The organism is Bradyrhizobium ganzhouense, from assembly GCF_049949285.1.
GTDB classification, from domain to species: Bacteria; Pseudomonadota; Alphaproteobacteria; order Rhizobiales; family Xanthobacteraceae; genus Bradyrhizobium; species Bradyrhizobium ganzhouense.
On the sequence record NZ_CP181318.1, the window covers coordinates 8,457,399 to 8,482,549 of the forward strand.

At 62.5% G+C, this 25,151-nt stretch carries 19 protein-coding genes; 5 read left to right on the forward strand and 14 right to left on the reverse strand.

Annotated elements, in window-relative coordinates:
* Nucleotides 1-34: 34 nt before the first annotated feature.
* Both cyoB and cyoA read right to left on the reverse strand, forming a co-directional pair.
* Nucleotides 35-2,017, reverse strand: coding sequence for a cytochrome o ubiquinol oxidase subunit I (gene cyoB, locus ACLFLU_RS39330; RefSeq protein WP_426409990.1), 1,983 nt, complete (start codon nt 2,015-2,017; stop codon nt 35-37).
* Nucleotides 2,014-2,916 (reverse strand): ubiquinol oxidase subunit II, encoded by a 903-nt coding sequence (gene cyoA, locus ACLFLU_RS39335; RefSeq protein WP_426409991.1) that lies wholly within the window; start codon nt 2,914-2,916, stop codon nt 2,014-2,016. Before cyoA ends, cyoB begins: the two co-directional genes overlap by 4 nt.
* A 570-nt stretch (nt 2,917-3,486) precedes the next feature.
* Between cyoA and ACLFLU_RS39340 the strand changes: the two genes are divergently transcribed.
* Complete coding sequence (locus tag ACLFLU_RS39340) at nt 3,487-3,957, forward strand: helix-turn-helix domain-containing protein (protein ID WP_426409992.1); 471 nt, start codon at nt 3,487-3,489, stop codon at nt 3,955-3,957.
* Here the strand turns inward: ACLFLU_RS39340 and ACLFLU_RS39345 are convergent.
* Entirely contained in the window at nt 3,911-9,016 is a 5,106-nt protein-coding gene (locus ACLFLU_RS39345) for a trifunctional serine/threonine-protein kinase/ATP-binding protein/sensor histidine kinase (protein ID WP_426409993.1), read from the reverse strand. The two genes, ACLFLU_RS39340 and ACLFLU_RS39345, sit on opposite strands and share 47 nt — an antisense overlap.
* A 409-nt stretch (nt 9,017-9,425) precedes the next feature.
* Between ACLFLU_RS39345 and ACLFLU_RS39350 the strand changes: the two genes are divergently transcribed.
* The 3 genes from ACLFLU_RS39350 to ACLFLU_RS39360 all read left to right on the forward strand — a co-directional run bounded on the left by ACLFLU_RS39350 (nt 9,426) and on the right by ACLFLU_RS39360 (nt 11,658).
* Nucleotides 9,426-10,088, forward strand: a complete 663-nt coding sequence (locus tag ACLFLU_RS39350) for a sensor histidine kinase (RefSeq protein ID WP_426409994.1) — start codon at nt 9,426-9,428, stop codon at nt 10,086-10,088.
* Nucleotides 10,089-10,210: 122 nt separating this feature from the next.
* Nucleotides 10,211-10,510, forward strand: coding sequence for a UBP-type zinc finger domain-containing protein (locus tag ACLFLU_RS39355; RefSeq protein ID WP_426409995.1), 300 nt, complete (start codon nt 10,211-10,213; stop codon nt 10,508-10,510).
* A 32-nt stretch (nt 10,511-10,542) separates the two neighbouring features.
* Nucleotides 10,543-11,658: an FAD-dependent monooxygenase gene (locus ACLFLU_RS39360; RefSeq protein WP_426409996.1), complete on the forward strand. Its 1,116-nt coding sequence runs from the start codon at nt 10,543-10,545 to the stop codon at nt 11,656-11,658.
* Between the two features lie 16 nt (nt 11,659-11,674).
* Here the strand turns inward: ACLFLU_RS39360 and ACLFLU_RS39365 are convergent, their stop codons facing one another.
* Nucleotides 11,675-12,049, reverse strand: a complete 375-nt coding sequence (locus tag ACLFLU_RS39365; RefSeq protein WP_426409997.1) for a response regulator transcription factor — start codon at nt 12,047-12,049, stop codon at nt 11,675-11,677.
* Nucleotides 12,050-12,554: 505 nt separating this feature from the next.
* On the opposite strand from ACLFLU_RS39365, the gene ACLFLU_RS39370 reads away from it, so the two are divergent.
* The gene (locus ACLFLU_RS39370; RefSeq protein ID WP_426409998.1) at nt 12,555-13,223 is read left to right on the forward strand and encodes a response regulator transcription factor; all 669 of its coding nucleotides are present in this window, start codon (nt 12,555-12,557) and stop codon (nt 13,221-13,223) included.
* 173 nt (nt 13,224-13,396) lie between these two features.
* Here ACLFLU_RS39370 and ACLFLU_RS39375 read toward each other — a convergent pair whose 3' ends face one another.
* The 10 genes from ACLFLU_RS39375 to ACLFLU_RS39420 form a co-directional block, all read right to left on the reverse strand.
* A complete protein-coding gene (locus ACLFLU_RS39375; RefSeq protein WP_426409999.1) occupies nt 13,397-14,959 on the reverse strand; it encodes an MFS transporter in 1,563 nt (520 codons plus the stop codon).
* A complete protein-coding gene (locus ACLFLU_RS39380; RefSeq protein ID WP_426410000.1) occupies nt 14,956-16,140 on the reverse strand; it encodes an HlyD family secretion protein in 1,185 nt (394 codons plus the stop codon). The genes ACLFLU_RS39375 and ACLFLU_RS39380 overlap by 4 nt, the downstream gene beginning before the upstream one ends.
* Entirely contained in the window at nt 16,141-18,369 is a 2,229-nt protein-coding gene (locus tag ACLFLU_RS39385; RefSeq protein ID WP_426410001.1) for a molybdopterin cofactor-binding domain-containing protein, read from the reverse strand. It abuts the gene before it with no gap.
* Nucleotides 18,366-18,854 carry a (2Fe-2S)-binding protein gene (locus ACLFLU_RS39390; protein ID WP_426410002.1) on the reverse strand — a complete coding sequence of 163 codons (489 nt, stop codon included), beginning with the start codon at nt 18,852-18,854 and terminating at the stop codon, nt 18,366-18,368. The genes ACLFLU_RS39385 and ACLFLU_RS39390 overlap by 4 nt, the downstream gene beginning before the upstream one ends.
* Before the next feature lie 43 nt (nt 18,855-18,897).
* Nucleotides 18,898-20,205: a c-type cytochrome gene (locus ACLFLU_RS39395; RefSeq protein WP_426410003.1), complete on the reverse strand. Its 1,308-nt coding sequence runs from the start codon at nt 20,203-20,205 to the stop codon at nt 18,898-18,900.
* A gap of 97 nt (nt 20,206-20,302) precedes the next feature.
* Nucleotides 20,303-21,007 carry an ABC transporter ATP-binding protein gene (locus ACLFLU_RS39400; RefSeq protein ID WP_426410004.1) on the reverse strand — a complete coding sequence of 235 codons (705 nt, stop codon included), beginning with the start codon at nt 21,005-21,007 and terminating at the stop codon, nt 20,303-20,305.
* Nucleotides 21,007-21,759: an ABC transporter ATP-binding protein gene (locus tag ACLFLU_RS39405; RefSeq protein ID WP_426410005.1), complete on the reverse strand. Its 753-nt coding sequence runs from the start codon at nt 21,757-21,759 to the stop codon at nt 21,007-21,009. Before ACLFLU_RS39405 ends, ACLFLU_RS39400 begins: the two co-directional genes overlap by 1 nt.
* Nucleotides 21,756-22,754, reverse strand: a complete 999-nt coding sequence (locus tag ACLFLU_RS39410) for a branched-chain amino acid ABC transporter permease (protein WP_426410006.1) — start codon at nt 22,752-22,754, stop codon at nt 21,756-21,758. The genes ACLFLU_RS39405 and ACLFLU_RS39410 overlap by 4 nt, the downstream gene beginning before the upstream one ends.
* On the reverse strand, nt 22,751-23,635 hold the full coding sequence (locus ACLFLU_RS39415; RefSeq protein ID WP_426410007.1) for a branched-chain amino acid ABC transporter permease: 885 nt from the start codon (nt 23,633-23,635) through the stop codon (nt 22,751-22,753). Before ACLFLU_RS39415 ends, ACLFLU_RS39410 begins: the two co-directional genes overlap by 4 nt.
* 17 nt (nt 23,636-23,652) lie before the next feature.
* Nucleotides 23,653-24,900, reverse strand: a complete 1,248-nt coding sequence (locus tag ACLFLU_RS39420) for an ABC transporter substrate-binding protein (protein ID WP_426410008.1) — start codon at nt 24,898-24,900, stop codon at nt 23,653-23,655.
* Between the last annotated feature and the right edge of the window lie 251 nt (nt 24,901-25,151).

Genomic DNA, 25,151 nt, shown 5'->3' on the forward strand with positions numbered 1-25,151 from the left:
TCGCGGCCAATATCATCGGAAACAGCAGCAATACTCACGCGGAAACCTCCGCCTGGTGCGCCTGCTCGAAGCGCGCAATCTGATCGGACGAAATCTTGACCTCCTCTTCGGTACGAAAAGCGAAGGCAAGCACAGTCAGGAACGCGCCTATCGCCCCCACGCATGCCATCCACCAGATGTGCCAGATCAGCGCAAAGCCGCCGACCACCGCAACGAATGCGATGACGAAGCCAGCGGCGCTGTTCTCCGGCAGCGCGATCGGCTCGAACCGGCGCGGTTTCGGCTCTGCCTGCTGCGCGCGCTGCCGCTTCTTCCTGCTCCAGAAGGCGTCGATATCCGTTACCTGCGGCAGCACGGCAAAGTTCCATGCCGGCGGCGGTGAGGCCGTCGCCCATTCCAGCGTGCGGCCGTTCCAGGGATCCCCGGTCACCTTGAGCTGTTCGCGGTTCCTGATCGACACTACGAGCTGTATGACTTGGCAGACAATGCCCGCGAGGATGATGGCGACACCGATCGCCGCGGCGACCAGCCAGGGTTGCCAGCTCGTATCGTCGTAGTGCTGTAAGCGGCGGGTCATACCCATCAGGCCGAGCACGTAGAGCGGCATGAAGGCGACGTAGAAGCCGACCAGCCAGCACCAAAACGATGCTTTGCCCCAGCGTTCATCAAGCCGGAAGCCGAACGCCTTGGGGAACCAGTAGTTGTAGCCCGCCATCAGGCCGAACACGACGCCGCCGATGATGACATTGTGGAAGTGCGCGATCAGGAACAGGCTGTTGTGGAGCTGGAAGTCGGCTGGTGGCACAGCCATCAACACGCCGGTCATGCCGCCGATAACGAAGGTCACCATGAAGCCGATCGACCACAGGATCGGTACGTTGAAGCGAACGCGGCCGCCATACATTGTGAACAGCCAGTTGAAGACCTTCACGCCCGTCGGCACGGCAATGATCATGGTCATCACGCCGAAGAAGCCGTTGACGTTGGCGCTGGCTCCCATGGTGAAGAAGTGGTGCAGCCAGACGATGAAGGACAGCACACAGATCGCCATGGTCGCGGCGACCATCGAGCGGTAGCCGAACAGCGGCTTGCCTGAGAATGTCGAGACGACTTCGGAGAAGATCCCGAACGCCGGCAGCACCAGGATGTAGACCTCGGGGTGTCCCCAGACCCAGAACAGGTTAACGTACATCATTGCGTTGCCGCCGGCGTCGGTGGTGAAGAAATGAAAGCCGAGGTAGCGATCGAGCAGCAGCATCGTGAAAGTCGCGGTGAGGACGGGGAATGCGGCGACGATCAGGAGGTTTGCGGCGAGCGACGTCCAGCAGAAGACCGGCATACGCATGTAGCTCATCCCCGGCGCCCGCGTCTTCAGGATCGTCGCGACGAAATTTATGCCCGTCATCAACGTGCCGACGCCGGAGATCTGGAGCGCCCAGAGATAGTAGTCGACGCCGACGCCGGGCGAGAATTGCAGCTCGCTCAGCGGCGGATAGGCGACCCAACCGGTCTTCGCGAATTCGCCAACCGCAAGCGAGACGTTGGTCAGGAGGATGCCCGCCGCGGTCAGCCCCAGCGCAATCGAGTTCATGGTCGGGAACGCCATGTCGCGGACGCCGAGCTGGAGCGGCACCACGAAGTTCATCATCCCGATCACGAACGGCATCGCCATGAAGAAGATCATGATGGTGCCGTGAGCCGAGAAGATCTGGTCGAAATGCTCCGGCGGCAGGTAGCCTTGCGCGCCGCCTGCGGCGACCGCCTGCTGCGCTCGCATCATGATGGCGTCGGAGAAGCCGCGCAGCAGCATGATCAGCGCCAGAATGATGTACATGATTCCAATGCGCTTGTGGTCCACGGAGGTAAGCCACTCGCGCCACAGATAAGGCACATATCCCTTGACGGTGATCCACGACAGGACCGATACGAGGATCACAGCAATGCCACCGACCGCGCCGATGACGATGGGCTGATCGAACGGAATTGCGCTCCAGCTCAGCTTGCCGAGGAGATTCATTTTTCTGCCCTCATTGACGTCGAATTCCAGCGGCACATGGCATCGTCGGACTGCATTTCGGAGACCGCAATTTTGCTGAACAGGCCAGGAGCGACTGCGCGATAGGTGAATGGCGCCACTGCAGAACTCGGCTTCGTCAGGTCCGCATATGTGTTGGTGTCGAGCTCCGGGCCGACGTTGCGCGCGACATCGATCCACTGCGTGAATCCGTCTTCCGGCACGGCATCGGCCTCGAAACGCATGTCGGAGAAGCCGTCGCCGCTGAACTGGGCGGAAAACCCGCGGTATGTTCCAGGATGATCGGCTTGCAGGTGAAGTCGGGTGATCATGCCCGACATCGTGTAGATCTGGCTGCCGAGCTGCGGCACGAAGAAGCTGTTCATCACGCCCGATGAGGTCAGCTCCAGGCTGATCGGCCTGCCGACAGGCATCATCAAACGGTTGACGCTCGCGATCCCCTGGTCGGGGTAGATGAACAGCCACTTCCAGTCGAGCGAGACGACCTGGACACGGACGGACTTTGCGGCGGATGCGATCGGCTTGCTCGGGCTGACATCATGCGAGCTGACCCATGCGACCCCGCCGACCAGGAAAACCGTCATGGCCGGGATCGACCAGACCAGCATCTCGAGCCGACCGGAATAGGCGAAGTCCGGCCTGTAGCGTGCCCGCGTATTCGATGCGCGAAACCAGAACGCAACGGCCAGCGTCGCCACGATCACCGGGATCACGATGGCGAGCATGATGCCGAGCGAGTTGAACAGAATCTGCCGTTCAGCAACTGCAATCGGCCCTTTCGGATCGAGCACACCTTGCGAACAACCTCCGAGGCCCACCGCTCCGATCAGGACGGCGGCCAGCACGCCCGATCGCATGGCGAACGGCCGCGCTCTCCACATGGGGGACGCCAAGGGTCCGGCACCGATCTTCCCGAAGTCCTGCTTCGCATCATTCCGTACAGCGACCGATCCGCGCCTCACCAGCGTTCACCCCTTGGATTTCGGACCGGGAAGCCGAGACGCTTCAGGTCGAGACTTGCTTCGGACAGAGGAGTGGTCGAACCCGCGACGAGACGATCCATCCTGGTTCGTCTCCCGCACCGCGTGACTTGCCGCGTCGGCGGGGATGCCCTCATCGCCGCAGTTGAGGCAACGTCGCGCGAACAATCTTGCATAGCGTCGGCGCGTTTTGTGAGATCTTGCCGCCGCGCGCTCGCGGCGATCCGGTTACTTCACCGATACCAGGTCACTTCCTCGCGATGGATCGCGCGCTACTGATTCCACGCCGCAGGCATCGCGAACGACCCTCATACTTCTGTTTGCGTGATGCATCCCAATGTCTGATCGACGTATGCCTGCCGCAGGCTATCGTCCCGCCATTCTTTCGTAACACTATTGGGACAGCAGAGGCTTGCTGGTTGCCACCGAGCTTCGTCCGAAGCCCGGTCTCAGAAAAAAGGGCAGTTACAAATGAATGCGCGAACGGCCGTCTTGGACGTCGGGATCATCGGCAAAACGATCACGCATTGTGAGGAGCAACGACTGGCCGCATGGCAGGAGCGGCGCGCGATGGAGATCATGCGCACCAGATTGGGAACGGATCTGCGCGTCAGCACAATGGCGTCGGAATGCCAGCTCAGCCCTGGCCGATTCGTGCGCATGTTCCGGACCAGTGCCGGCATGTCACCGCACGAATATCTCGCCAATCTTCGAATTGACGAGTCGAAGCGCCTGATGACCAACACCGGACTGCCCCTGGCCGACATTGCGATGATCGCCGGCTTTCCCAATGAGGGCCAATTCTCCCGGATCTTCTCTCGACGCGTCGGCATTGGCCCGGACGAGTGGCGCGGACGTCAATCGAACGGGAGCCTCGTCGAGGCGGTCGGCTCGTTCAGCCGGGAAACGAAGGCGTGCCGAGGCGAGGCAGCCGAAAGCTGAAAGTGCTGCCTTCACCCAGCCCGGTCACGACATCCAGCTCTCCATCGTGAGCTTCGATGATCGACCTACAGATGGCCAATCCCATTCCCATGCCGGTCTCCTTCGTGCTGAAAAGCGGATCAAAGATGCGGTCCATGAGTCCGGCGTCGATACCGGGTCCGAAATCCCTCACGCTGACGCGCACGCCGTCGTGCTCATCTCTGGATTGGACGATCACCTCGCGGCGGTCGATCGGCACCGCAGCGGCGGCATCGAGCGCGTTCGTCACGATATTGAGAATGACCTGCTGGATCTGCACGCCATCCGCGGCGATCCTGCTCCCGTCCCCTTGCAGGTCCATCGCGATGCGAACGCCGTGAGACTCGATTTCGGTTGCGATCAGACGGAGCACGCTCCGGACGAGTTCGTCCAGGTCGATCGGGCTGCGGGCTGGCGCCGCCTGCTTGGCGAGCGACCGCAGCGCCTTGACGATGCTCGCCGCACGCATGCCTTCGTCACGTATGGTCTGGAGGCCGGACAGCGCCTCCTCCACGTCTGGGCGGGCTCTTCGCAGCCATTTCGTGCTCGCCTGGGCCTGCGCGACGATGCTGGTCAGCGGCTGGTTGATTTCGTGCGTGATCGACGCAGCCAGTTCGCCCATGACGGTCAGATGCGTCCTGCGTGCGAGGTCAGCGCGTGCCTGCCGCAGCTCCGTCTCCGTCTGCGCCCGTCGCGCATTCTCCTCGGCCAGCTCCCTGTACAGCCGTGCGGCGTCGAGCGAGACGGCGATCTGGGGCGCGAGCACATCGAGCATGGCGGTTCGCTCCGCGGTGAATACGCCTGGAGCGAGATTGTTCTCGAGATACAGAATGCCGATGAGAGCGCCGCTCTTGACCAGCGGCTGACAGACAAGGGACCGCACGGTCCGGTCGGACGGCCACCCGGGGCCACCGGAGTCGCGCTCCGACTGCGCATCGCTCTTCACCACGGCTTTCTGAGTCCGCAGGACCGTATTCAGAACCGTCACCGGAACGTCGTCCCCGGTGGGCGCGCCTTGGTCGAGGACCACCTGGATTTCATCGCGAACAACCTGACCCCGAGCCTCAACGACCGGACAAGCGTCGTGCAGCAGAAGCAGCACACCGTAGCGTGCTCCGGCATGGACCATCATGTCCGTGACCAGCGTCTTGATGACCCGGTCCGGCAGCAGCTCCTGAGACATGGTTTGCGCGGCCTTGACGACCAGGGCGAGATTCAGCTCGTTTTGCCCGACCTCGGCCGGCTCGGACACCGACGTGCTCCGCTCCACGCTGGGAAAATGACCGCTGACCTTGAGCTGGCGGGCCTTGGCCTCGGCACCCCAGCGGCGATAGCAAGTTTGCGCCTCCCGGGAATGGCCGTCGGCGATTCGCTGCAAGCCCAGGAAGCGGCAGAACCTGCCGGCCAACTCGTGGACGAGCGCTTCACCCTGAATGAAGCCCGCACCCTTCTCCTCCGCCGCGGCCTGTTCGTACAGCGACAGAGCCTTGATCGGCTCGTCTCCAAGCCGTGCCAGCTCGGCATCGAGCAGCAGGAGCTTGCCCCGAAACGCGCCGGGATTCAGCTCCGCCCACACCGCGAACTTGGCCCGGCAATGCACCAGTCGCTCGATGGCTCGTCCCTGCGCGAAGTTCTGCTGTGCGGCAGTCAGCGCATAGAAGAGATGACAATACGCGCTGTCGATATGCGCGGGCGCGGCCCACGACAGCCGCAGAGCCTCCGCCAGCAGGCCATCGGCCTCGTGCAGGTCGCCGACCAGAAAGGCGGTCATTCCTCCGTAATGCGCAATGAAGAAGCGGGCTGGAAAGGAATACCCCTGGCGTGGCTCTATTCGCGGCGTAGCCGCCGATCGAACGCCGCGAAGACCTTGAACGAAAGCCAACTGGGCCTGCAAGATAGCTTCGATGTCCCGGTAGTCGAGCTTGCGTACTCGCGCCAGGCCGTCTTCGAGCTCCGCCTCGATCGCGGTCAGGGGTTCGCCCAGGGCGATCAGGTCCGACGCGATGTGATTTGTGGCATAGCACATCATCGCGATATCGCCTGCCGCCGCACCCGCGGCCAATGCGAGGCGCGCCTTCTGAAGCGCAAAGCGCAGAGATTCGGTCCACGGGCTCACCTGGTCAAACGCGATCAAGACCGCCGTCCATTGCGAGTCGTAATCTCCGCGTTCGGCGAGCTTCGCCGCGGTGCTGACATAGGCGAAGCCGTCCCGATAGACTCCGTAGCGACCGGCGCTGAGTACGCCGAACCAGGCGAGGCCGTAGGCCGATCCCCGAGCAATGCCGTGGTCCAGCGTCAGCTCGACGATCTTCATCGTATGAAGGATGCTCAGGCTTCCCTCAACGAACATCGACGAGATCAAGGTCGATAGCAGGGCAACCGCCGACTTGATGGCGCGATCCTCGAGCAGCGGCAGCGCGGCAAACCGATCGAGGGGAAGATCGATCAGCCGCTGCTTCAACCTGCGATACGCAGCATCGACCTGTTCCTCATCCGCATTCCGATCCAGCTCGATCTCGAGCATTCGCAAGCCCGCGAGTGCCGCGTCGATGGCTCCGTGATAGTCCGATTTCAGAGTCAGCGTGGTGGCCTTGAGTCGGAAGAGATCGGCGCGATCGACCCGATCGTTTGCCGTCTCGAGCAGGGATTCGATGGCATGTGAGGCCTCTTCCACGAATCCGGTCGCGACCAGGCATTCACAGTTCAAAAGCTCGACCTCGTATGCGATGGCCGGCTGGGGTATCGCGGCGCCCGCCAGGATCGCGCGCGCCACGTTCAGATATTCCAACGAGCGATCGGCGGCGGCGGCACCCTTCGCACGCCGCGCCGCGGCTAGAAGAGCCCGTACGAAGGGCGGACTGTCCGCCGGCGCCACCGGGCCAAGCGCGGCCTGCTCGATCTGACCCGCGACTTCGAAAATTACGTCGGCATTGGCTTCGCCGTAGGCCTCGATCATATGCCTCGCGATCCTGGCATGTTCGCAAGCACGGTGGCCGGCGTGGGTCAGGCCGTATGCAGCCTCGAGGATGCGATCGTGGGTTATCTCGTACGCGACGTCGCGTCTGCTCAGGAAACCCGTGTCCATCAGCAGCCGCGCCGTCCCTTCGAGTTCAGGCGGGGCTTTCCCCAGAAGGCGCGTCAACACCTCCTCATCACATCGGCCGCCGGCGCAGGCGATCAGACGAAGCATCTCGCGCGCGGCCGGCGCCAGTGCATCGAGCCGGTGCAACATCAGATCGAGGACACCTTCGCCGTAGACGGCCTGGCACAAATCGTATGTCCAGCGATGCTGGAGGACGTCGTATCTTACGGCGCCATCATCGATAAGCTGCTCCAGAACCTGGATGACATAGAATGGATTTCCCGCGGTCTTGCCGTGAACGGCCTCGACCAACGGATGGAGTTCCTCACCGATCCCCTGCAAAGCACCAGCGACGAGCTCCTTCGTCTCCGCAGCACCGAGCGGTTCGATGGCAACACGCATCACAGGAAGAGAAGCACCATCGATTGACGCCAGCAAATCCCGAAGCTCACCGGAATTTTCTGGCGCATCGCTGCGATACGCCAGGATGACGAGCGTGCTCGCCGGAGCCTGATGCATGAGGCCAGCGACAAGGGACAGCGTCTGCCGATCGACCCATTGCAGGTCATCCAGGAAAAGGACCAGCGGGCGGCTTATGGCCGCGAAGGCGGAAAGGCTTCCGAGAATCGCGCGCTGCAAGCCCGCTTGTGTCAGAGGCTCCGCCTCCCCCGCGGGAAAGACTGCGTCGCCGGCGATATATTCCAATTCCGGCACGAGATCGACGAGCGAGCGAGCATCATGTCCGACGCTCGCCAACAGCTGCTGCCGGATCCGCGCCAGGACTTCGCTGCTGTCACCCAACACCTGCGTCACGAGCGACCGCAGGACCTGCGTGATTGCCGCGTACGGAACCGCCCTCTGGAGCAGGTCGCCCTTGCCGGAGGCAAGCCGGGTTTCCGATTGCGCGAGCAATCGGTGCAATCCCGCGGCGAGGGCTGTTTTGCCGGCGCCGGGGGCTCCCGACAGGACGACGATCTCGGAACCGCCATTCTTAGCCACGCGCGCATGCGCATCGAGCAGCAGCGCCAGCTCAGGCCCACGACCAAAAAGCTTGTTGGAGACGGCGCGCCGAGGCGAGGAGTCCGCGTTGCCCAACTGAAAGCGCTCGATCGACCTCGCCGCCGACCACGCAAGCTGGCAGCGCACGAGGTCCGCATGGAGGCCCGTTGCGCTCTGATATCGATCCGACGGATCCTTAGCCAGCAGCTTGAGGAGGATGGCGTCGAGGATATCAGGGATGGCCGGGTTGGTGACGCTCGGGGGCACCGCTTGCACCGCGATCTGGGCATGAAGCCACTGAGGCGTCGAGAGGGCTTTCAGCGGGATGGTGCCGCTCGCAAGCTCATACAGGACGACGCCCAGGGAATAGAGATCGCTTCTGTAGTCACAATAGGCCTCGTTCCGGCGAACCTGTTCGGGCGCCGCGTAGAGATGGTCTCCGCTGACGCGCGGGGCTGTCAGCACCACTCCCTGTCCGGCCGCAAACTCGGCGGCGCCGAAGCAGGCGAGCCGCACCTTGCCGGTGGCCTCGAGAAAGAGAGCCGCCGGTCGAATGTCACGATGGACGATCTTCCGCGCGTGAAGACGTAGCAGAGCCAAGGAGGCTCCCACGGCGATTCTCAGAAATTCCTCGACCGCAGGACAATACCCCGGACGAACGAAGCTATCGATCGATTGGCCTTCCAGACCGGGGAAGACGAGAGCCTTACGGTCACCAAGGTCGATGAGCGCGCGAGGAATCCAAGCCGAATCCGGATCGAGCTGGCCCGCGAGCGAGAACTCTCGTTCCAGCCATCCGATCGCCGCGGCGCTCTTTCCCAGAGCGATCCGCCAGGATCGGCCGGATGTCCCGTCGAAGCCCTGGTAGACATCGATGTCACCGAGGATGCCGATCAGCTCGACTTCAAGGCGATCAAACCAAGAGGGATCGAACGAGGGATCCGCTTCGGATGGAGACATTGACCAATTCCGCAAGGCCGCTTCGCGATCGATGCGTCGGCGCATGCTCCGCGCTATCAACTCCGGCCATAGCTTTCGTGTGGATATTAAGTGCGGCCGATGCGGGCGCGTCTTGCACGCTCTCGCGCTCTTTTGTGCGCAATTGCCGCGTGCGCCGCACATTCACGGCCCATCAGCCAGGCCGAGCCGGGCGCGGACGACCTGCGGTGCTCCGGAATTCGCTGCGTACCGGCAGCGCCCGCCTATACCTCCGTTTACGGAGTTCATCTTCATGTTTGCACCGTCTTACCTCCTGTAGAATTCAGATTGAGCTGATTTTCGCATCAGAATCGAAGCACTGGACGATCGGCCGACCACAACTTGATCGAGCGGACGGACCACGGGCTTCGGACAAGAAGGATGGGCGATGATGAATGAGATGACCGCAACAATGGCGGGCCCGGCGGATATCGCCGAGAGCCTGCTGGTTCGCGAGCTACTGCACCGGGTGAACAACGACTTCACGGCACTCATTGGCGCGGCGTCGCGAGCCTCGGCTTCAGTCGACGATCCATGCGCCCAGGCGGCCATCGCGAGAATCGTCGAGGCGATCTATGCGCAGGCGGACGTGAATCGCGCGCTACAGATACCCGACGCAGAGATCGCGGTCGACCTCGGAGCCTATCTGGAGTCCCTGTGCAAGTCGATCAGCCGGTCGAAGCTGGCAACCAGAAACATAAATCTCGTTCTTGCCGTTCCGCAGGTTCGCGCCTCTTCCGTTCAATGCTGGAAGCTCGGCATGATCACGTCCGAGCTGATCACGAATTCGGTCCGGCATGCGTTCGACACCTGCGGCGGCGAGATAAGGGTAGAACTGTCGGATCTCGGCGACCTGTTGAAGTGCTGCATCTCCGACAACGGGCGGGGAACGGCAAGACCCGGCAGCCGCCGCAGCGGCCTCAGCATCATCACGGGCCTGGTATCGTCGATGCGGGGAACGCTCGAGCAACGATTCGGCGGCACGGGCAGCTCGACGACGGTTTGCTTTCCTGCGCTACAGATTGAATGTCCGTCGCCGGCAACACCATCTTGACCAAGCCATGCGATAAAATCGCGCGACCGACGCTGTAGTCGAGATGAGCCTCAGAAATAGGTGCGCGTTGTGCTCGCCAGACCAAAACGCAATTCGGTTCGCTGATGAACGGGAGATTCAACATGGGCTGCTCGCATAAGCATCAGATCAGGATTGTCACGCCGAGCGCGCTCGGATGTGAGGAATGTCTCCGGATCGGATCACGCTGGGTGCATCTGCGGCTTTGCCGGAGCTGCGGCCATGTCGGCTGTTGCGACCAGTCGCCCGGGCGTCATGCCCGTCGACACTTTGAAGCGACGGGCCACCCAATCATCGAAGGCTACGATCCTCCAGAGGGATGGGGCTGGTGCTATGTCGACGACACCGAGGTCGATTTGGGAAGCCAGACGCCGCACAGCGGGCCCATTCCCCGTTTCGTCTGAATTGGATTCAATCGGAAAATCAGGAGCGTACGATGAAGGCGCTGCGTATCAGGATCGTCGGCGGCTCTCTGGCAGGCCTCTTTGCCGGCGTTCTTCTCCAGCGTGACGGGCACGATGTCCGGCTCTACGAACGATCCTCCAGGGGTTTGGCCAACCGGGGCGCTGGCCTCGTGGTTCAGGCAGAAGTGTCGCAGATCCTCAAATTGATCGGCCGCGAGCACGTGGCGCGCCTCGGCGTTGTCGCACAGGAGAGGATATTTCTCGACAGGGCGGGCCGTGTGGCCGAGCGAATTTCGACCCAGCAGACGCAAGCATCATGGGACGCCATCTACAAGGCAGTCCTCAGTCAGTTTGGATCCGAACATTATGTGCTCGGAAAAGGCGTCGAGCATTTGCGCGATGCGGCCGGGGGAGCCTCGATCACCTTTCAGGATGGATCGACGGAGGACGCGGATCTCGTGATTGGCGCGGACGGGCTCGGATCGGTAGTGCGCAAGGAGATCAATCCGTCAGGGTCGACAAACAGCTTCGCGGGATATGCCGCCTGGCGCGGACTGATCGACGAAGCCGCGATCGCCGTAAAGGCCGAAATCCTCCTTGAGAGGTTCACGTTCCATCTGGCGCAGGGCATCCAGGTGCTCGGCTATCTCGTTCCAGGGGTCAACGGCGAACTGCTGCCCGGACAGCGTCGATACAACTGGGTGTGGTACCGCCGAATACCGGCGACCCGCCTTTCGGACGAGTTTACCGATCGGAGCGGACGGGTTCACCCGTTCTCGCTGCCACGGGGCGGCCTTTCTGACGACCGTCTCTCCCTGCTGCGGCAGGAGGCGCAAAATGTGCTGCCACCGCAGTTGGCGCTGGCCGTCGCCGCCGAGAACCAACCATCCATCCAGGGAATCTTCGACTATGAGGCGCCGCGGATGGCGGGCCAGTCGACCGCCCTGATTGGTGATGCGGCCTTCGTCGTGCGCCCGCACACGGCGATGGGTGTATCGAAGGCGGCCGGCGACGTCATGGCGCTGCGCCGACACCTCTCCGCGGAAGAGAACCTGCCGCGGGCGCTCCTCGCCTATGAGCAGGAACGCCGTCCGGTCGGCGCGGCGATTGCCGCCTATGGACGGCGTCTTGGCGAGACTGCTCTCTAAAGCCGGTCTGAGGCCGTCACGCCTTGCTGCTCAGCGCGGTCTTCAAGCAAGCCGAGATCGTGTCGGCGTCCGGAGGCTTCTCGAGATAGCCGAAGGCGCCGGCCTCCATGACACGCCGGCGCATGCTCTCGGTCGGAAACCCGGTCACGAAGATCATCGGGATCTGGCGACCCGCGGCGATGAGCTTTGCTTGCAGCTCGTCGCCCGCGATACCAGGCATCTGGATGTCGACGACCATGCAATCTGGCTCACGCTGGCCCATTTCCTGAAGAAACTGGAGGCCTGATCCAAACGTCTGCACGTTGTAGCCCATCGACCTGATCAGACTGGCCAACGACGCCCGGACGATCCTGTCGTCGTCCACGACCACGATCGATGGCGGATTTGTCATGGAGGCGCCCCCGCCCCCGCAACCCGGGATGTAAACTGGAGGGAATATCTCATTCGGCCATCGACCTTCGCAGTCCCGCACTGACCCGCCGCGTGTCAGCAACACCAAGCATTAGCTCAGCACCGAAGCTTGAGGGATCATACAGAGGTTTATCGACTTGAACCTATGTTCACCTAGGCGCGATCTTCGGTAGAATTCTACAACAACGACAATCTAACTTTTTGGGGCGCGCGATAATTGCGTCCAACTCGCCGCGAGATCGGACAAGAATGCGGAACCCACGCGATCTAGCCTGATCCGCAACAAGGCGGAATGGATATCGGGTCATACCGGCGTGACTATGTCCTTGTCGCGCCTGATGGGCTGCTATGACTGTGTGCGTTGGGGACTCTGCTGATGCTTCCTGGGGCGGATGTCGCGTCGTCGCGTCCGCGCTTCGCGCCGATGCGCGTCCGGCAGGCTCCTGCAAACGGTATCGCCTGGACGTTCGGCGGGCAGACTGGCGATGAGCGGCGATGGTGAGCGAGGTGGCCCGTCAGACGGTCTCCCGTCGAAGGCGATCGTCCTGATCGTCGATGACGATGCCATGGTCCGCCGGTCCCTCGACAGCCTCCTCAGATCCGTCGACCTCGAAACAATGCTGATAGGCTCTGCCGATCAACTGCTCAACGCGACTATCCCGAACAAGCCCGGATGCATCGTGCTGGACGTGCGGCTGCCGGGAACGAGCGGCCTCGACCTCCAGGATGAGCTGGTCAAGCGGGGGATCGAGCTTCCGATCATCTTCATGACCGGCTTCGGCGATATTCCGATGACCGTGAAGGCGATGAAGGCCGGAGCCGTCGACTTCCTGTCCAAGCCTTTTCGAGAACAGGATATGCTCGATGCGGTGGCTACCGCGCTGCGTCAGGATGCGCGGCGACTTTCGCTGGCGACGGCCAACGAACAGTTGAGGAAGCGCTATGAGACCCTCACGCCGCGGGAACGCGAGATCATGTCGAACGTCGTCGCGGGATTGATGAACAAGCAAATTGCCGGGAAGATGGGTCTGAGCGAGATCACGGTCAAGATTCATCGTGGTCATGTGATGCGCAAGATGGAAGTAAAGTCTCTCGCCGACCTCGTTCGTGTCGGCGAGCTCTTGGGCGTATCGCGCGGAAGCCAGCAACCATAGGCAGCCAAGGATCGCCGCCCGTCACAGCGCAAATGTGCAAGATTTAGAGGATTGGGGACAGGCCGTCGCGATGACGCGTCATCACGAGATCCACACCTGCACGCCCGCCGGAGACCACCTCGTGGGTGACCGTCGATAAGCTGATGCGATAGACAGGCGTCCCTTCCCGGTCCTCAGCTGGAGCGTGGTACGAAAGCTGCGAGGATCCAGCATATTGCTGCGACCGTGGCAGCCGCCAAGAATCCATCGATGTAAGCGAGCACAGACGCCTGTCTTGTAACCGCACCGGCCAGCAGCTTAATCGCCTGCGCAGCACTGCCTGAAGCATCCGAGAGGTGGGAATTCAAGACCCGGCTGTAGTCGAGCAGCCTTTCGACCGTGAAGGCGTCTTGAGCCTGCACATGCAACCCGAGCAAATTCGAATGGATCTGCTCTCGTATGCGTACAAACGTCTGCATGAATGCGACGCCGATTTCGCCGCCGAACAGCCGGCTCGTTTGCATGAAAGTGCCGATGGTGACGGCCTCCGCAGGAGTGATCGATCGTGCGATTAGAACGACCAGGCTGGTGAGCGCGAATGATTGACCCACCGCCTGGATTGCCTGCGGCACCAGAAAGTCGCCGGTCGCCCATTGATCGGTCAATCTCGTGGCAATGAGGCAGGCAATGCCGATCAGGGCGGCCCCTAATCCGAGCGTCCAGCGCGGTTCAATTCGCTGCAGCAACCACGCCAACGGCAGGACAAGCAGGAGCTGAGGCAGCGCGATCCAGATGAGGACCGAACCGACCTGAAGCCCGCGATAATTCTGAATGACCTGCAGATAGAGAGGGATGACGTAGCCGGTCGACAATATGATGAAGCGGAATCCGGCCAAGAGAACGAAGAACAGGAGCAGATAGCGACGAGAAAGAATTCGGATATCGATGGCAGGATGGGGCGTCTTAAACTCCCGAGCGACGAACGCGGCAACAGCGAGAAGTCCGCCCACGAGCAATCCAACCACCAAGCCACTGCCGGTCCAGTCAAGTCGATTACCCTGATCGACCCCGGCATATAGGAGGCCGAACCCAAGCCAAGCATACAAGAGTGCAGGCCAATCCAGGTTCCGCAACTTGGAGCAGTCGGCAGGGTCGTCCTTGGGCACGCCATAGCGAACGCATGCGAACATCACCGGTAGTGCGAGGCAATATTGCCAGTTGATCCAATGCCACGACCAGTGATCCGCGTAGAAGCCCTCGAGGGACGCGGCGACGTTCTGGGAGAACTCCGAATTCATTGCGAAGATCGCAAGTCCATAGATCTTCAGATGGCTGGGGACGTGACGGACGATGAAGATGATCGTCAGTGGAATGAAGGTGCCCGCGCCGAGGCTCGCGAGCACTTGCGCGACGAGATAGACCGGCAGGGTTGGCGAAAGCGGCGCCAGCAGGCTCGCAGTGAAGAAGGCAGCCGTGGCGGCCAGGAGCATCCGGCGTGGGCCAATCACGCTCGCCAGATAGGGGCAGGAAATACCCCCGATCATTTGACCGATTCCGATCGCGGTCGTGATCCAGGCGCCTTCATCGAAGCCGGCTCCAAGAGCGCCGCGAAGGTCGGCGAGCCCGAAAACAGCCACGCGGGTGCTGAGTGTGGACGCCATCGCGCCCAGCATCACGCCGACAAGACCGACATATGGCCTGAGTCTGTCGGTCTTGATGATCGCCGGTCTGTCGCTCAACGAGGCCGCGGCGGTCACGGCATCTGCCGATCTTTCGACGGGACCGCGGCGGCCTCAGCACCGGTGTCGATCGTCGCAACAACCGACATGCCGGGCCGGACCAGCGCACCAAGTGCTGGACTTGAGTCGAGCACGATCTTGACAGGAACGCGCTGCACCACCTTGGTGAAATTACCTGTCGCGTTGTCAGGCGGGAGCAAGGCAAAGATCGCGCCGGTGCCGGGCGACCAGTTTTCGACGCGCCCCGTCAGCACGAGCGTCGGAAAGGCATCCACCGTAACCTTTGCGGCGTTCCCCGCGCGTATCGCGGTCATCTGCGTCTCTTTCAGGTTTGCCGAGACCCACAAATTGGGCAGTGGAACGACGGTGATGACCTGACTGCCCACACCGACGAACTGACCGGGACGGACCTGTCGCGCAGCGACCATGCCATCCGCCGGCGATACGATCCGTGTATCGCGGAGGTTGTTGTGCGCAAGATCGGCCTGGGCCTGCGCGGCCCTCACTTGCGCGAGAAGCTGCTTTTCTTCGATATCGAGCTGCGCCAGCAAAACCTTCTGTTGCTCAAGTTGGGCGCGGTTCAACAGCACGGTTGCCGCCGCCTTGCGCGCGTCCGCGTCCGCTTGCTCGACGCGCTGTTCCGTTCCGGCGATCTGCGTCTGCAACAGATCATGCTGACGTCTGGCCTCGGCCGACGCCCGGGTAAGCTCGGCCTCGCCCGCCTGCACATTGGCATCGGCTTGCTGGATCAGGGTCGCCTGCACCGCACGGCGCGAACCGATCTGCGCTTCGGCTGAACGCGCCGCCGCGAGATTGGCTTCCGCAAGATCGAGCTGGGCCTGATAATCCGAAGGATCGATCTCAACGATGAGGTCGCCGCGACGTACATTCTGATAATCGTTGACCGCAACGCTCTTGATATATCCGGACACCTTGGCGGCAAGAGGCGTGACGTCACCAGCGATGTAAGCGTCATCCGTCCGCTGGTAACGGTAACCGCCGGTCCACCGCTCCCAATGCACGGCCACCAACCATACCGCCGCGACAATCGCGGCTGCAATCGAGGCATGAAGGATCGGCCCGCTCCGAATCCAGTCCAACATTCTCCGCGCGTTGGAGCCAGCTTCATCGTTCGTCGCGGCCCCCCCGTCGACAGATTCCGTTACCGCGCGCGAGACCGAGATCGCATTCTGTTCCAATCACACTCCTACCGCTTTTCGTATGCGAGCCGGCGAGAACGGAAGGTCGTGCAGCCGAACGCCGACCGCATCCTTGATGGCATTGGCAAGCGCAGCTCCCGTGGGTCCCTGAGCTGCCTCCGCCACGCCGTAAAAAACATCACCCGGACGATCGATCAGGTGGACTTCGACCGAGTCGGGGACGCTATCGAATCGGACGATAGGATAGGAGGACCAGTCGACCGAGGTCACGCGCGTGCGATCGAACGTCACTTGCTCAAACAGCGTCCAGCTCATCGATTGCAGGAGCCCGCCCTCGATCTGATTGCGAACGCCATCCGGATTGACGACCTGCCCGGTGTCCACGGCCGCCACGGCACGGCGGACCCGAACGACACCGGTTTGACGCTGCACTTCGATCTCGACCGCCACGGCGCACCAGGCCTCGAGATTCTTGTAGCGTGCAAAGCCAAATCCGAACCCCGTGCTGTCCGATCGCTTCACCCGTGCGGCCCAGCCGAAGCGCGACGCTGCCGTTTCGATCACCTCGCGCACACGGGGGTCCGTGGTGTGGCGAAGCCGGAACGCCACGGGATCCTGACCCGACCGGACCGCGAGATCGTCGAGGACGCTTTCGATCGAAACGACGTTGAGATAACCTCCCAGCGAACGCATCGAGGATCCGCGCAAGGGCATGTCAGGCAGGAAATGGCTGATCACCTTGCAGTTCGAAATCGCGTAAAGGGGAATTGCGTTCCTGTCGCCGCCCCCTTCGGGCTGCGCGAGGGCCACGGGCGGTGCCGGGGGAAAGGCATCCGCCTTCAGCCGAGCAGCGAGTAGCGTTCCCGGCGGGCCCGGCCGCATCATATGCGACTGGCTCCAAACTTCGTGGTGCCAATCCGCAATCGCGCCGTCGGCACCAACCGCCGCCCTCAGCTTGACCACCATGCCGGGTCCGAATGGATCCCAGGCGTGCTCTTGCTCGCGCATCAGTTGGACTCTGACCGGCCGTCCGGGCATCGCGAGCGCGAGCATCGCCGCATCGGCGGCCGCGTCATCGGCTCCGTTGTGGCCGTAACAGCCGGCCCCCTCCGCATGCACACAACGCACGTCCTCGACAGGCATCCGCAGCATGCCGGCGATCGCATCGCGGAGGAAGAACACGCCTTGCGTATGCGTCCAGACCGTCAGCTTTCCGTCCTGGAATTGCGCTATCGCACAAGATGGCCCGATCGAGCCGTGCGTCAGATAAGGTCTGCTGAAGACCCCCTCGACCACGGTCCCCGGCTTTCCCGGACTGCCGGCGTCGTGAATCGTTGTGTCGCGCGACGGCAACTTCATCAACGCTGCCGACAAGTCCGCGCTGTCCGGCAATGCCTGCTGTTCGGTCCAGTTCGTGGTGGCCGCGAGCGTCCGCATGCCCTGGATGGCCGTCCACTCATTGTCCGCAAGCACGCCGAGAAAGTTGCCATCGCGGACGACCTTGACGATTCCGGGCATGCCCTGGGCTTGAAGGAGATCGACGTCGCGCAGCGTCGCGCCATAGCTTGGGGGACGGACGACGCGACCGTGCAGCATGCCTTCGGGGCGCAAGTCCTGGACGTAGGCGCTTCGTCCCGTCACCTTGGCCGGAATATCGATCCGCGGCAGCGGCTGATTCATCACGGTAAAGTCCGCCGGCGGCGTCAAGGACGAATTCGGCTTCGCGTCAACCGCTAAGAGTTGATCACGAACCAGTTCACCGTATCCCAGGCGCGCCCCGCCCGGACCGAACACCTCGCCGCCGCGGACCTGTAGCGACGTGGCGGCCACGCCAAGCTGGCGCGCGGCCTCGTTGCGGAGGATTTCGCGCGCCTGGGCCGCGGCGTGCCGAATGGCCGTGCCGGAATCCTGCATCGAGTGGCTCGCGGCCGTGTAGCCTTCATTGGGCGTCCGCGCGGTGTCCGCAGTGACCAGCGACAGCCTGTCGAGCGGCATCTTGAGTTCCTCTGCCGCGACTTGCAGCAGCGCCGTCTTGAGACCCTGGCCGAGCTCGGCCTTTCCGGTCAGGATCGTCACGGCGCCCGAGGCGTCAACGCGAATCCACGCATCGATCCGTGGGGTATCGTCGAGACTGCCGGGAAGACCGTGCTTTGATGCGCCTCCGCCGGTACCGGTTTCGGTCTGCGCGTGTGCCGCCGAAAGTCGAAAGGCGACGATGAGGGCGCCGGCGCCGGCCAATACGCTGCGCCGCGAGACCGCATGTGTCATCTTTTCGCCCCCGCATCGGCCGTCTTCGGTGCCATCTCGTCTGCGGCACGCCGGATCGCGCGCAGGATGCGCATATGTGTTCCGCATCGGCAAAGATTCGGCTGGAGTTCTGCCCTGATGGTTTCATCGTCGGCGTGCGGATCGCGACTGAGGAGCGCCTGGGCACGCATCATCATGCCGGGAATGCAATAACCGCATTGCGCGGCCTGCTCCGCGATGAAGGCTCGTTGCATTGGACCGGGCGCGTCCGGGCTGCCAAGACCCTCAAGAGTCGTGATCTTCCGTCCTTCTAACACCATGACCGGCGTGACACAGGAGAAGACGGCCTTGCCGTCGACAATGACGGTGCAAGCTCCGCACTGACCGAGGCCACATCCATATTTTGCGGCGTTGAGCCCGAGCTCGTCCCTGAGGACGTAGAGCAGCGGAGTATCCGGACTTGCCTTGATAGATCGGCTCTCGCCGTTAACAGTCAGTATCGTCATGGCGTCCTACCAAAATCATCGGATCTTTGCTGTCCAGTCCGACTCACCGATTGGCCCTTGCTTCCGCCGTCGCCTTTGCGATCCCATCCCACGGCTTCTTTCCGCCAAGCTGGGTGCGGAGATAGTTGGCTAGACCGGCGATCTGCTCGTCACCAAGAACGTCGGCAAAGCCGGGCATGATGGGGCGCGTGGCAGCACCGCCGGCCGCCGGTATTCCCCGCAACACGAGATTGATCAGATTAGCGGGCGTCTCGTCCGCAACGGCGGTGGAGAAACCAAGTCGCGCCCCGCCCAGCGGCAGCGACCTGTCGCCTTCGTGGCACGACGCGCAAGCGGCGGTGTAGATCGCTCCGCCAGGGTCGGACGGCATCGACGGTGTCGCGGCGTGAGCTCCGGCCACCTGCGGCAGACGCCCAGGCCCTGAAGAGTTCGACGCCTTCACCTCGCCATGCGCTTTGCCGTTGCCGAGCGAGGCAAGATAATAGGCCATTGCGCTCACGTCCTCGGGGTCAACCATTGACAGATTGTCGACCACGTTCGCCATGGGCCCCTGAGCTGTCCCATGCTTGGCATGCGAGCCGCGCGAAAGATATTCCATCAGCGCCGCTTCGTCCCACGGCACCGGCGACGGCGAGCTCGGACCCAGCGCATAGGCGCGCCAGCCCTCGGCTTCACCCCCCTGGAAAGTGGCCGATGTCCGTTCCGCGCCCAACAGGTTGCGGGGCGAGTGGCAAGAGCCGCAATGCCCGAGCCCGTCGACCAAATACTTTCCTCTATTCCACTTCTCGTCCTTCGAAGCGTCCGGAACGAAACGCTCTCGCCGCAAGAACAGCAACTTCCAGCCGGCCAGCGTCATACGAACGTTGAGAGGGAACGGAAACTCATTGGGCGGCGTCGACGACTTGATCGGATCAAGCGACATGAAGAAGGCATAAAGCGCCTTCGCATCGTCGTCCGTGACGTGCGTAAAATGATCGTAGGGGAAGGCCGGGTAGAGATGGCGGCCCTCGCGATCCACGCCCGATCGAAGAGCGCGGACGAAGGCTTGCTCCGACCATCGGCCGATGCCCGTATCAGGGTCGGGCGTGATGTTGGTGGAGTAGATCGTCCCGAACGGCGTCGGCATCGCAAGACCGCCGGCGAATTGCGCTCCGCCAGGCGCGGAATGACAGGTGGTACAGTCTCCGAGCAGCGCGAGCGCGGCTCCGCGACGCACGAGCGCGGCGTCCTCGGTCTTCGCCGACGAGGGAACGATCGGAGCGATCGGAGATTCCCAGGCATATGAAAGCGCCAATGCGCCCCCGAATGCAACAACGGCTGCAAGCACGAGCACTACGGTTCTAGGCTTCACGACTTCGCCTCCTCGAAGGAAGCGCAATATCAGGGGATCGCCGGCGTGATCTTGTGCATTTTGTGCGGCGCTTGAACGATCTCACGATCCGAGACTATTACACCGAGCAATACTTTTCCTGAATGGCCTGGTCGGCCAACAAGCTGTCGGCGCGGCCTTCATGCACGATCCTGCCTTGATCGATGATGTAGGCGCGATCGGAAATTCTGAGCGCGAGTTCGACATTCTGCTCGACCAGGAGGATGGTCGTCCCCTGATCGCGAAGTTGTGCAAAGTAGTCGAACATCTCCTTCACGAGGACCGGCATGATCCCCTCGGAAGGCTCGTCGAGCATCACCAGTGACGGCCCGGACGCCATTGCGCGCGCGATCGCGAGCATCTGCTGCTCGCCGCCGGACAAGGTGACGGCCTCCTGGCTCAATCGCTGCTTGAGTCGCGGAAACGTCGCGGCGATGCGATCAATCACCTCGTGCTCGTCCAATTTCGGCCGAGCCGCAACCAGCCCCAGCCGAAGATTTTCGAGCACGGTCAGCCCCGGGACGATGCCACGCTGTTCGGGAACATAGGCCAACCCGTCGCTGAAGCGCCTCCACGTCGGCCGGGGAAGAATCTCGCTGCCCTTGAAGTGGACCGATCCGGTACGCTTGGCGATGAGCCCCATGATCGCGCGCAGGGTCGTCGTCTTGCCGGCGCCGTTGCGGCCGAGCAGCGTGACGATCTCGCCACGGTCGACCTCGAACGTCACGTCCTGGATCACATGGCTGCGTCCGTACCAGGCATTGAGACCGTTTACGGTCAGCATCAATGCGCCTCCTGCCCTAGATAGACCCGCTTCACTTCCTGGTCGTTGCGCACGTCGTCGGGCGAGCCGTCGGCAAGCAGCCTGCCATGATGGAGAACGATGATTCGCCGGCTGATGCCGAGCACCAGCTTCATCTTGTGCTCGACGAGGACAACCGTCTTGGTCTCTGCAAGGCGCTCGATCAGCGAGACCATGTCCCTGGTCTCCTCGGGGCTCATCCCGGCGGTCGGCTCGTCCATCAGAAGCAGGCGGGGAGAACAGGCAAGCGCCATCGCGATTTCCAACGCCCGCTGCTGGCCGTGGGCGAGTTCGGACGCGCGCCGACGTCCCTCGCCGGCGAGACCGACCTCCTTCAGCAGTTGTGCCGCCGTATCGTCGGTGGCCGTCAGAGCCGATCGCTTCGACCAGAAGTTCCTGCCCCCGACCATTGCCTGCGCCGCCAGCCTCACATTCTCATGTGCGGTCAGCGCCGGGAACACGTTGGTGATCTGGAACGACTTCGATATCCCGGCATGGACGTAGCGGTGCTGGGGTAACCCGGTGATGTCGCGCCCGTCATAGACGACGCGCCCGGTGCTCGGCGTTCGGGCACCCGAAATGACATTAAAGAAGCTGCTCTTGCCGGCGCCGTTCGGACCGATGATGGAGGTGAGCTCGCCCGCGCGGAAGGCGACCGAGACATCCTCCAGGGCCGTGAAGCTGCCATAGCGTAGCGTAACGTTTTCCGCGCTGAGGACGATACCGTCGTTCACTTCCGGATCCTTTCCAGAACCGTTCCCCAAACGCCGGCAGGGAAGAAACGCACGCATGCGATGAAGATGATTCCGGCGATCAATTGCCAATGCGACGTCCAGGCGGACGTCAGGTCTTCGAGCAGCAGGAACAGCGCGGCGCCGATGAACGGTCCGAAATACGTACCCATGCCGCCGAGCAGCGCCATCATCACGACCGTGCCCGAGGTTGTGTAGAACAGGGCATCGATTGAAACGATGCCGAGATGGATCGTATTGAGCGCACCCGCCAGGCCACAGAACGCCGCCGACAGCACGAAGCTCAACCATTTCGTCGACCGCAGGGCGTATCCGGATGCCCTCGCCCTGTTCTCGTTCTCTCGAATGCCTTCGATCACAGCGCCGAACGGCGATTCGAGGATGCGCGAGAAAACGGCGAGAGCGATGACGACGAAGAACAGGAGGAAGTAAAACTTCGAAAGGGGGTTCAGCAGGGATATCTGGAACGATCCGATATCGATCGTCGGAACCGACACGCCGCGCAGGCCGCTCTCGCCCCCGGTGACCGACGTCCATTGATAGAACAGGAAATACAGGCATTGCGCCAGCGCCAGCGTCACCATGCCGAAATAGACGCCGCTGGTGCGGATCGCGAGGCCGCCAATGATCGCACCCGCGATGACGGCAAGGATGATGCCGCCAAGTAGCGCCGCATACCAGGGCAGGTGAAGCGCAACGATGGCGAGGCCGCAGCCATAGGCGCCCGCGCCGAAGAACGCGGCGTGCCCCAGCGAGAGCAGCCCGGTATAGCCGAACAGCAAGTTGAAGCCGGTCGCGAACAGTCCGTAGATGAGGACGCTGATCGCGAGTGCCGGATGGGGAGCCACTGCCGGCAACACGGCGAGCACCGCCGCAGATGTCAGCACGCGATGGCGCTCCAACCATTTCAGGAACGACCACTGACGGCTGGCATCGGACGCTTCGTCGTTCCGGCTCTGCATGGCAATCGGCTTCACTTCACGACATCCAATCGGCCGAACAGCCCCTGCGGCCGCACCAGCAACACAACGGCCATGATCGCAAACATCACCACGCTGGAGAAATCCGCGGCAAAGAACGAGGTGACGCTGATGATGATCCCCATCGCAAGGCCCGCGATCACCGCTCCGGCCAGCGATCCCATTCCGCCGACGACCGTGACCACGAAGGCTTCGATCAGCACATTGACACCCATCTCGGGGATCACGCCGCGCATCGGGGCGGCAAGAAATCCGGCGAGACCGGCGACCGCTGTGCCGATCGCGAACACGATGAGCCAGACCTTGGACGTGTCGACCCCGAGCACTTCGACGATTTCGGGATTTTTCGCGCCGGCCCGCACAATCAGGCCATAGGAGGTCTTTTCGAGGAACAGCCACAGCACCGTCAGCAGCGTGGCGGTCGCAAGCATGACGAAGATCCGGTACCGCGGGAAGGATATGTCGCCGAGCAGGAGGCTTCCGCGCAGAGCGCTCGGCGCGCTAAACGGAACGCCGTCGGTGCCGAACAGGATGCGGATCAATTCCACCAGGACGTACCCGACGCCAAAGGTGGCAAGCAGCGGATAGCTGGGATCTCGCCCATACAATGGCCGCAGCAGGAACTTCTCAACGGCCATTCCAAGGACGGCCATTCCGAGCGGAACGGCCACGAGCGACAGCCAGAAATTCCCAGTCAAGCCGAAGGCGAACACGCCGAGATAGGCTCCCGCCGCGTAGAACGCGCCGTGTGCGAAATTGACGACGTTGAGAAGCCCGAAGATCAGCGTCAGCCCGGCCGCGACGAGCACGAAGATGCAGCCCAGCGCCAGGCCAGTCAGAATCTGAAGCTCCAGGAGCCCGAGGGAGACATCAGCCATCGACCACCCCCTTGCGGTTAGCTCTTGTGGCCGAGTTCGGCGCAGCTTCGCAGCATGCTCTCGTCCGCCTTGGAGACGGAGACGATCTCGAACGTGTCATTCTGGCTCTTCATCGCGGCCTCGGGCTTCGATTTCAGGATGAACACCGACTGCATCGACTGATGGTCGCAGCCCCTGATTCGCTGCGGACCTTTGTAGAGATCAAAGTCGAAGCCCGTGCCCACGGCGGCGGCAAGCGCGGCGGGTTCGACGGACCCCGCCTTTCGCGCCAATTCGAGCATCGAGCGGACGCCGCCGTAACCGTAGCTGCCGTAGTCGGACGGGACGCCGCCGTTATGCTTGGCGGCATAGGCCGCATTGAAGGCCTTCGAGGACGCAAACGTATCTTCGGCCGCCCAATAGTAGTTGGACGCGCCAACCACGTCGGCATAGGCCTCCGCGCCGCCGGCGATTCTCTGCGTGCTGGACAGCGCGCCGACGACGATCTTCATCCGGTCCTTGAGGCCGAACTCGTTGGCCTGCTTCAGCGCATTGAGCTGATCACGGCCGAAATTGAGCACACACAGGATGTCGGGTTTCGCGCTGAGGATCCGCGGGAACAGACTACTGAAGTCCTGGGTGCCGAGCGGATGCTTCACTTCGGCGACGACTTGCACCCCCATCCGGTCCCCGACCACCTGGAACGCGCGCCGCATCTCATAGCCAAATTCATAGTCAGCGATGAGATAGGCGACTTTCTTGCCCATGTTCGCGAAGACGTAGCTCCCCAGCGCGCCAACGGAGAAGTGGGGCGCCATTCCCTCATGATAGGTCGTCGGGCCGAAGTCCGACGCCTCGTTGATCCGATCCGAAAGGCTGAGCGCATTGTAGACCACGCCTCGCGCCTTGCACGCATCATTGACCGCGAGCTGCACTGCGCCCGAGAGCGACCCGACGATCATGTCGACCTTGTCCTTTTCGATCAGCTCGAGGGTTCGGCTGACCGCCTCGGCGGGATTGAGCTTGTCGTCCCTCACCAGGAGCTCGGCCAGACGACCGTTCAGGCCACCCGCCTTGTTGAAGTTCTCGATGGCGAGCTGGGCGCAGCGAACCTGATCGGCGGCCTCGGAGCCGTACGGACCGGTCAGCGGCACGGGAAAGCCCACTCGGATCGGCGCCGACTGGGCGGTCACCCGCCGCGGGAACGCGGAGATCAGCATCGCACCGGCGGCGAGCTTGAGAGCGGAACGGCGGCTCAGGCCGCCTGAACGGAAATGAGGTGTCACAGATGCCTCCTTGTGGACCCTGGTCGGTGTTTTATTTATCGATCGATCAATTATAAATTAGCAAACGATAAATTCGCGCAAGAGTCAACCGGATCGTTTTGTCTTTGATCCGGCGCAAGTTTTTTCGGATTATTTTCGGGGCGGGAGACCCGTTGCCCGACCGACCGTGCTATTGCACTGCCGATCGGATCGCGTCGCGCGATCGAGACCTGCCGCTGCGCGATGCTTCTCAGTGCGCGGCTAAACTGGCA

Bases quoted from the DNA above. Each gene is read 5' to 3' on its own strand.
- cyoB (WP_426409990.1), bottom strand. From the start codon at position 2,017: ATGAATCTCCTCGGCAAGCTGAGCTGGAGCGCAATTCCGTTCGATCAG.
- cyoA (WP_426409991.1), bottom strand. From the start codon at position 2,916: ATGTGGAGAGCGCGGCCGTTCGCCATGCGATCGGGCGTGCTGGCCGCC.
- ACLFLU_RS39340 (WP_426409992.1), top strand. From the start codon at position 3,487: ATGAATGCGCGAACGGCCGTCTTGGACGTCGGGATCATCGGCAAAACG.
- ACLFLU_RS39345 (WP_426409993.1), bottom strand. From the start codon at position 9,016: ATGTCTCCATCCGAAGCGGATCCCTCGTTCGATCCCTCTTGGTTTGAT.
- ACLFLU_RS39350 (WP_426409994.1), top strand. From the start codon at position 9,426: ATGAATGAGATGACCGCAACAATGGCGGGCCCGGCGGATATCGCCGAG.
- ACLFLU_RS39355 (WP_426409995.1), top strand. From the start codon at position 10,211: ATGGGCTGCTCGCATAAGCATCAGATCAGGATTGTCACGCCGAGCGCG.
- ACLFLU_RS39360 (WP_426409996.1), top strand. From the start codon at position 10,543: ATGAAGGCGCTGCGTATCAGGATCGTCGGCGGCTCTCTGGCAGGCCTC.
- ACLFLU_RS39365 (WP_426409997.1), bottom strand. From the start codon at position 12,049: ATGACAAATCCGCCATCGATCGTGGTCGTGGACGACGACAGGATCGTC.
- ACLFLU_RS39370 (WP_426409998.1), top strand. From the start codon at position 12,555: ATGAGCGGCGATGGTGAGCGAGGTGGCCCGTCAGACGGTCTCCCGTCG.
- ACLFLU_RS39385 (WP_426410001.1), bottom strand. From the start codon at position 18,369: ATGACACATGCGGTCTCGCGGCGCAGCGTATTGGCCGGCGCCGGCGCC.
- ACLFLU_RS39390 (WP_426410002.1), bottom strand. From the start codon at position 18,854: ATGACGATACTGACTGTTAACGGCGAGAGCCGATCTATCAAGGCAAGT.
- ACLFLU_RS39400 (WP_426410004.1), bottom strand. From the start codon at position 21,007: ATGCTGACCGTAAACGGTCTCAATGCCTGGTACGGACGCAGCCATGTG.
- ACLFLU_RS39415 (WP_426410007.1), bottom strand. From the start codon at position 23,635: ATGGCTGATGTCTCCCTCGGGCTCCTGGAGCTTCAGATTCTGACTGGC.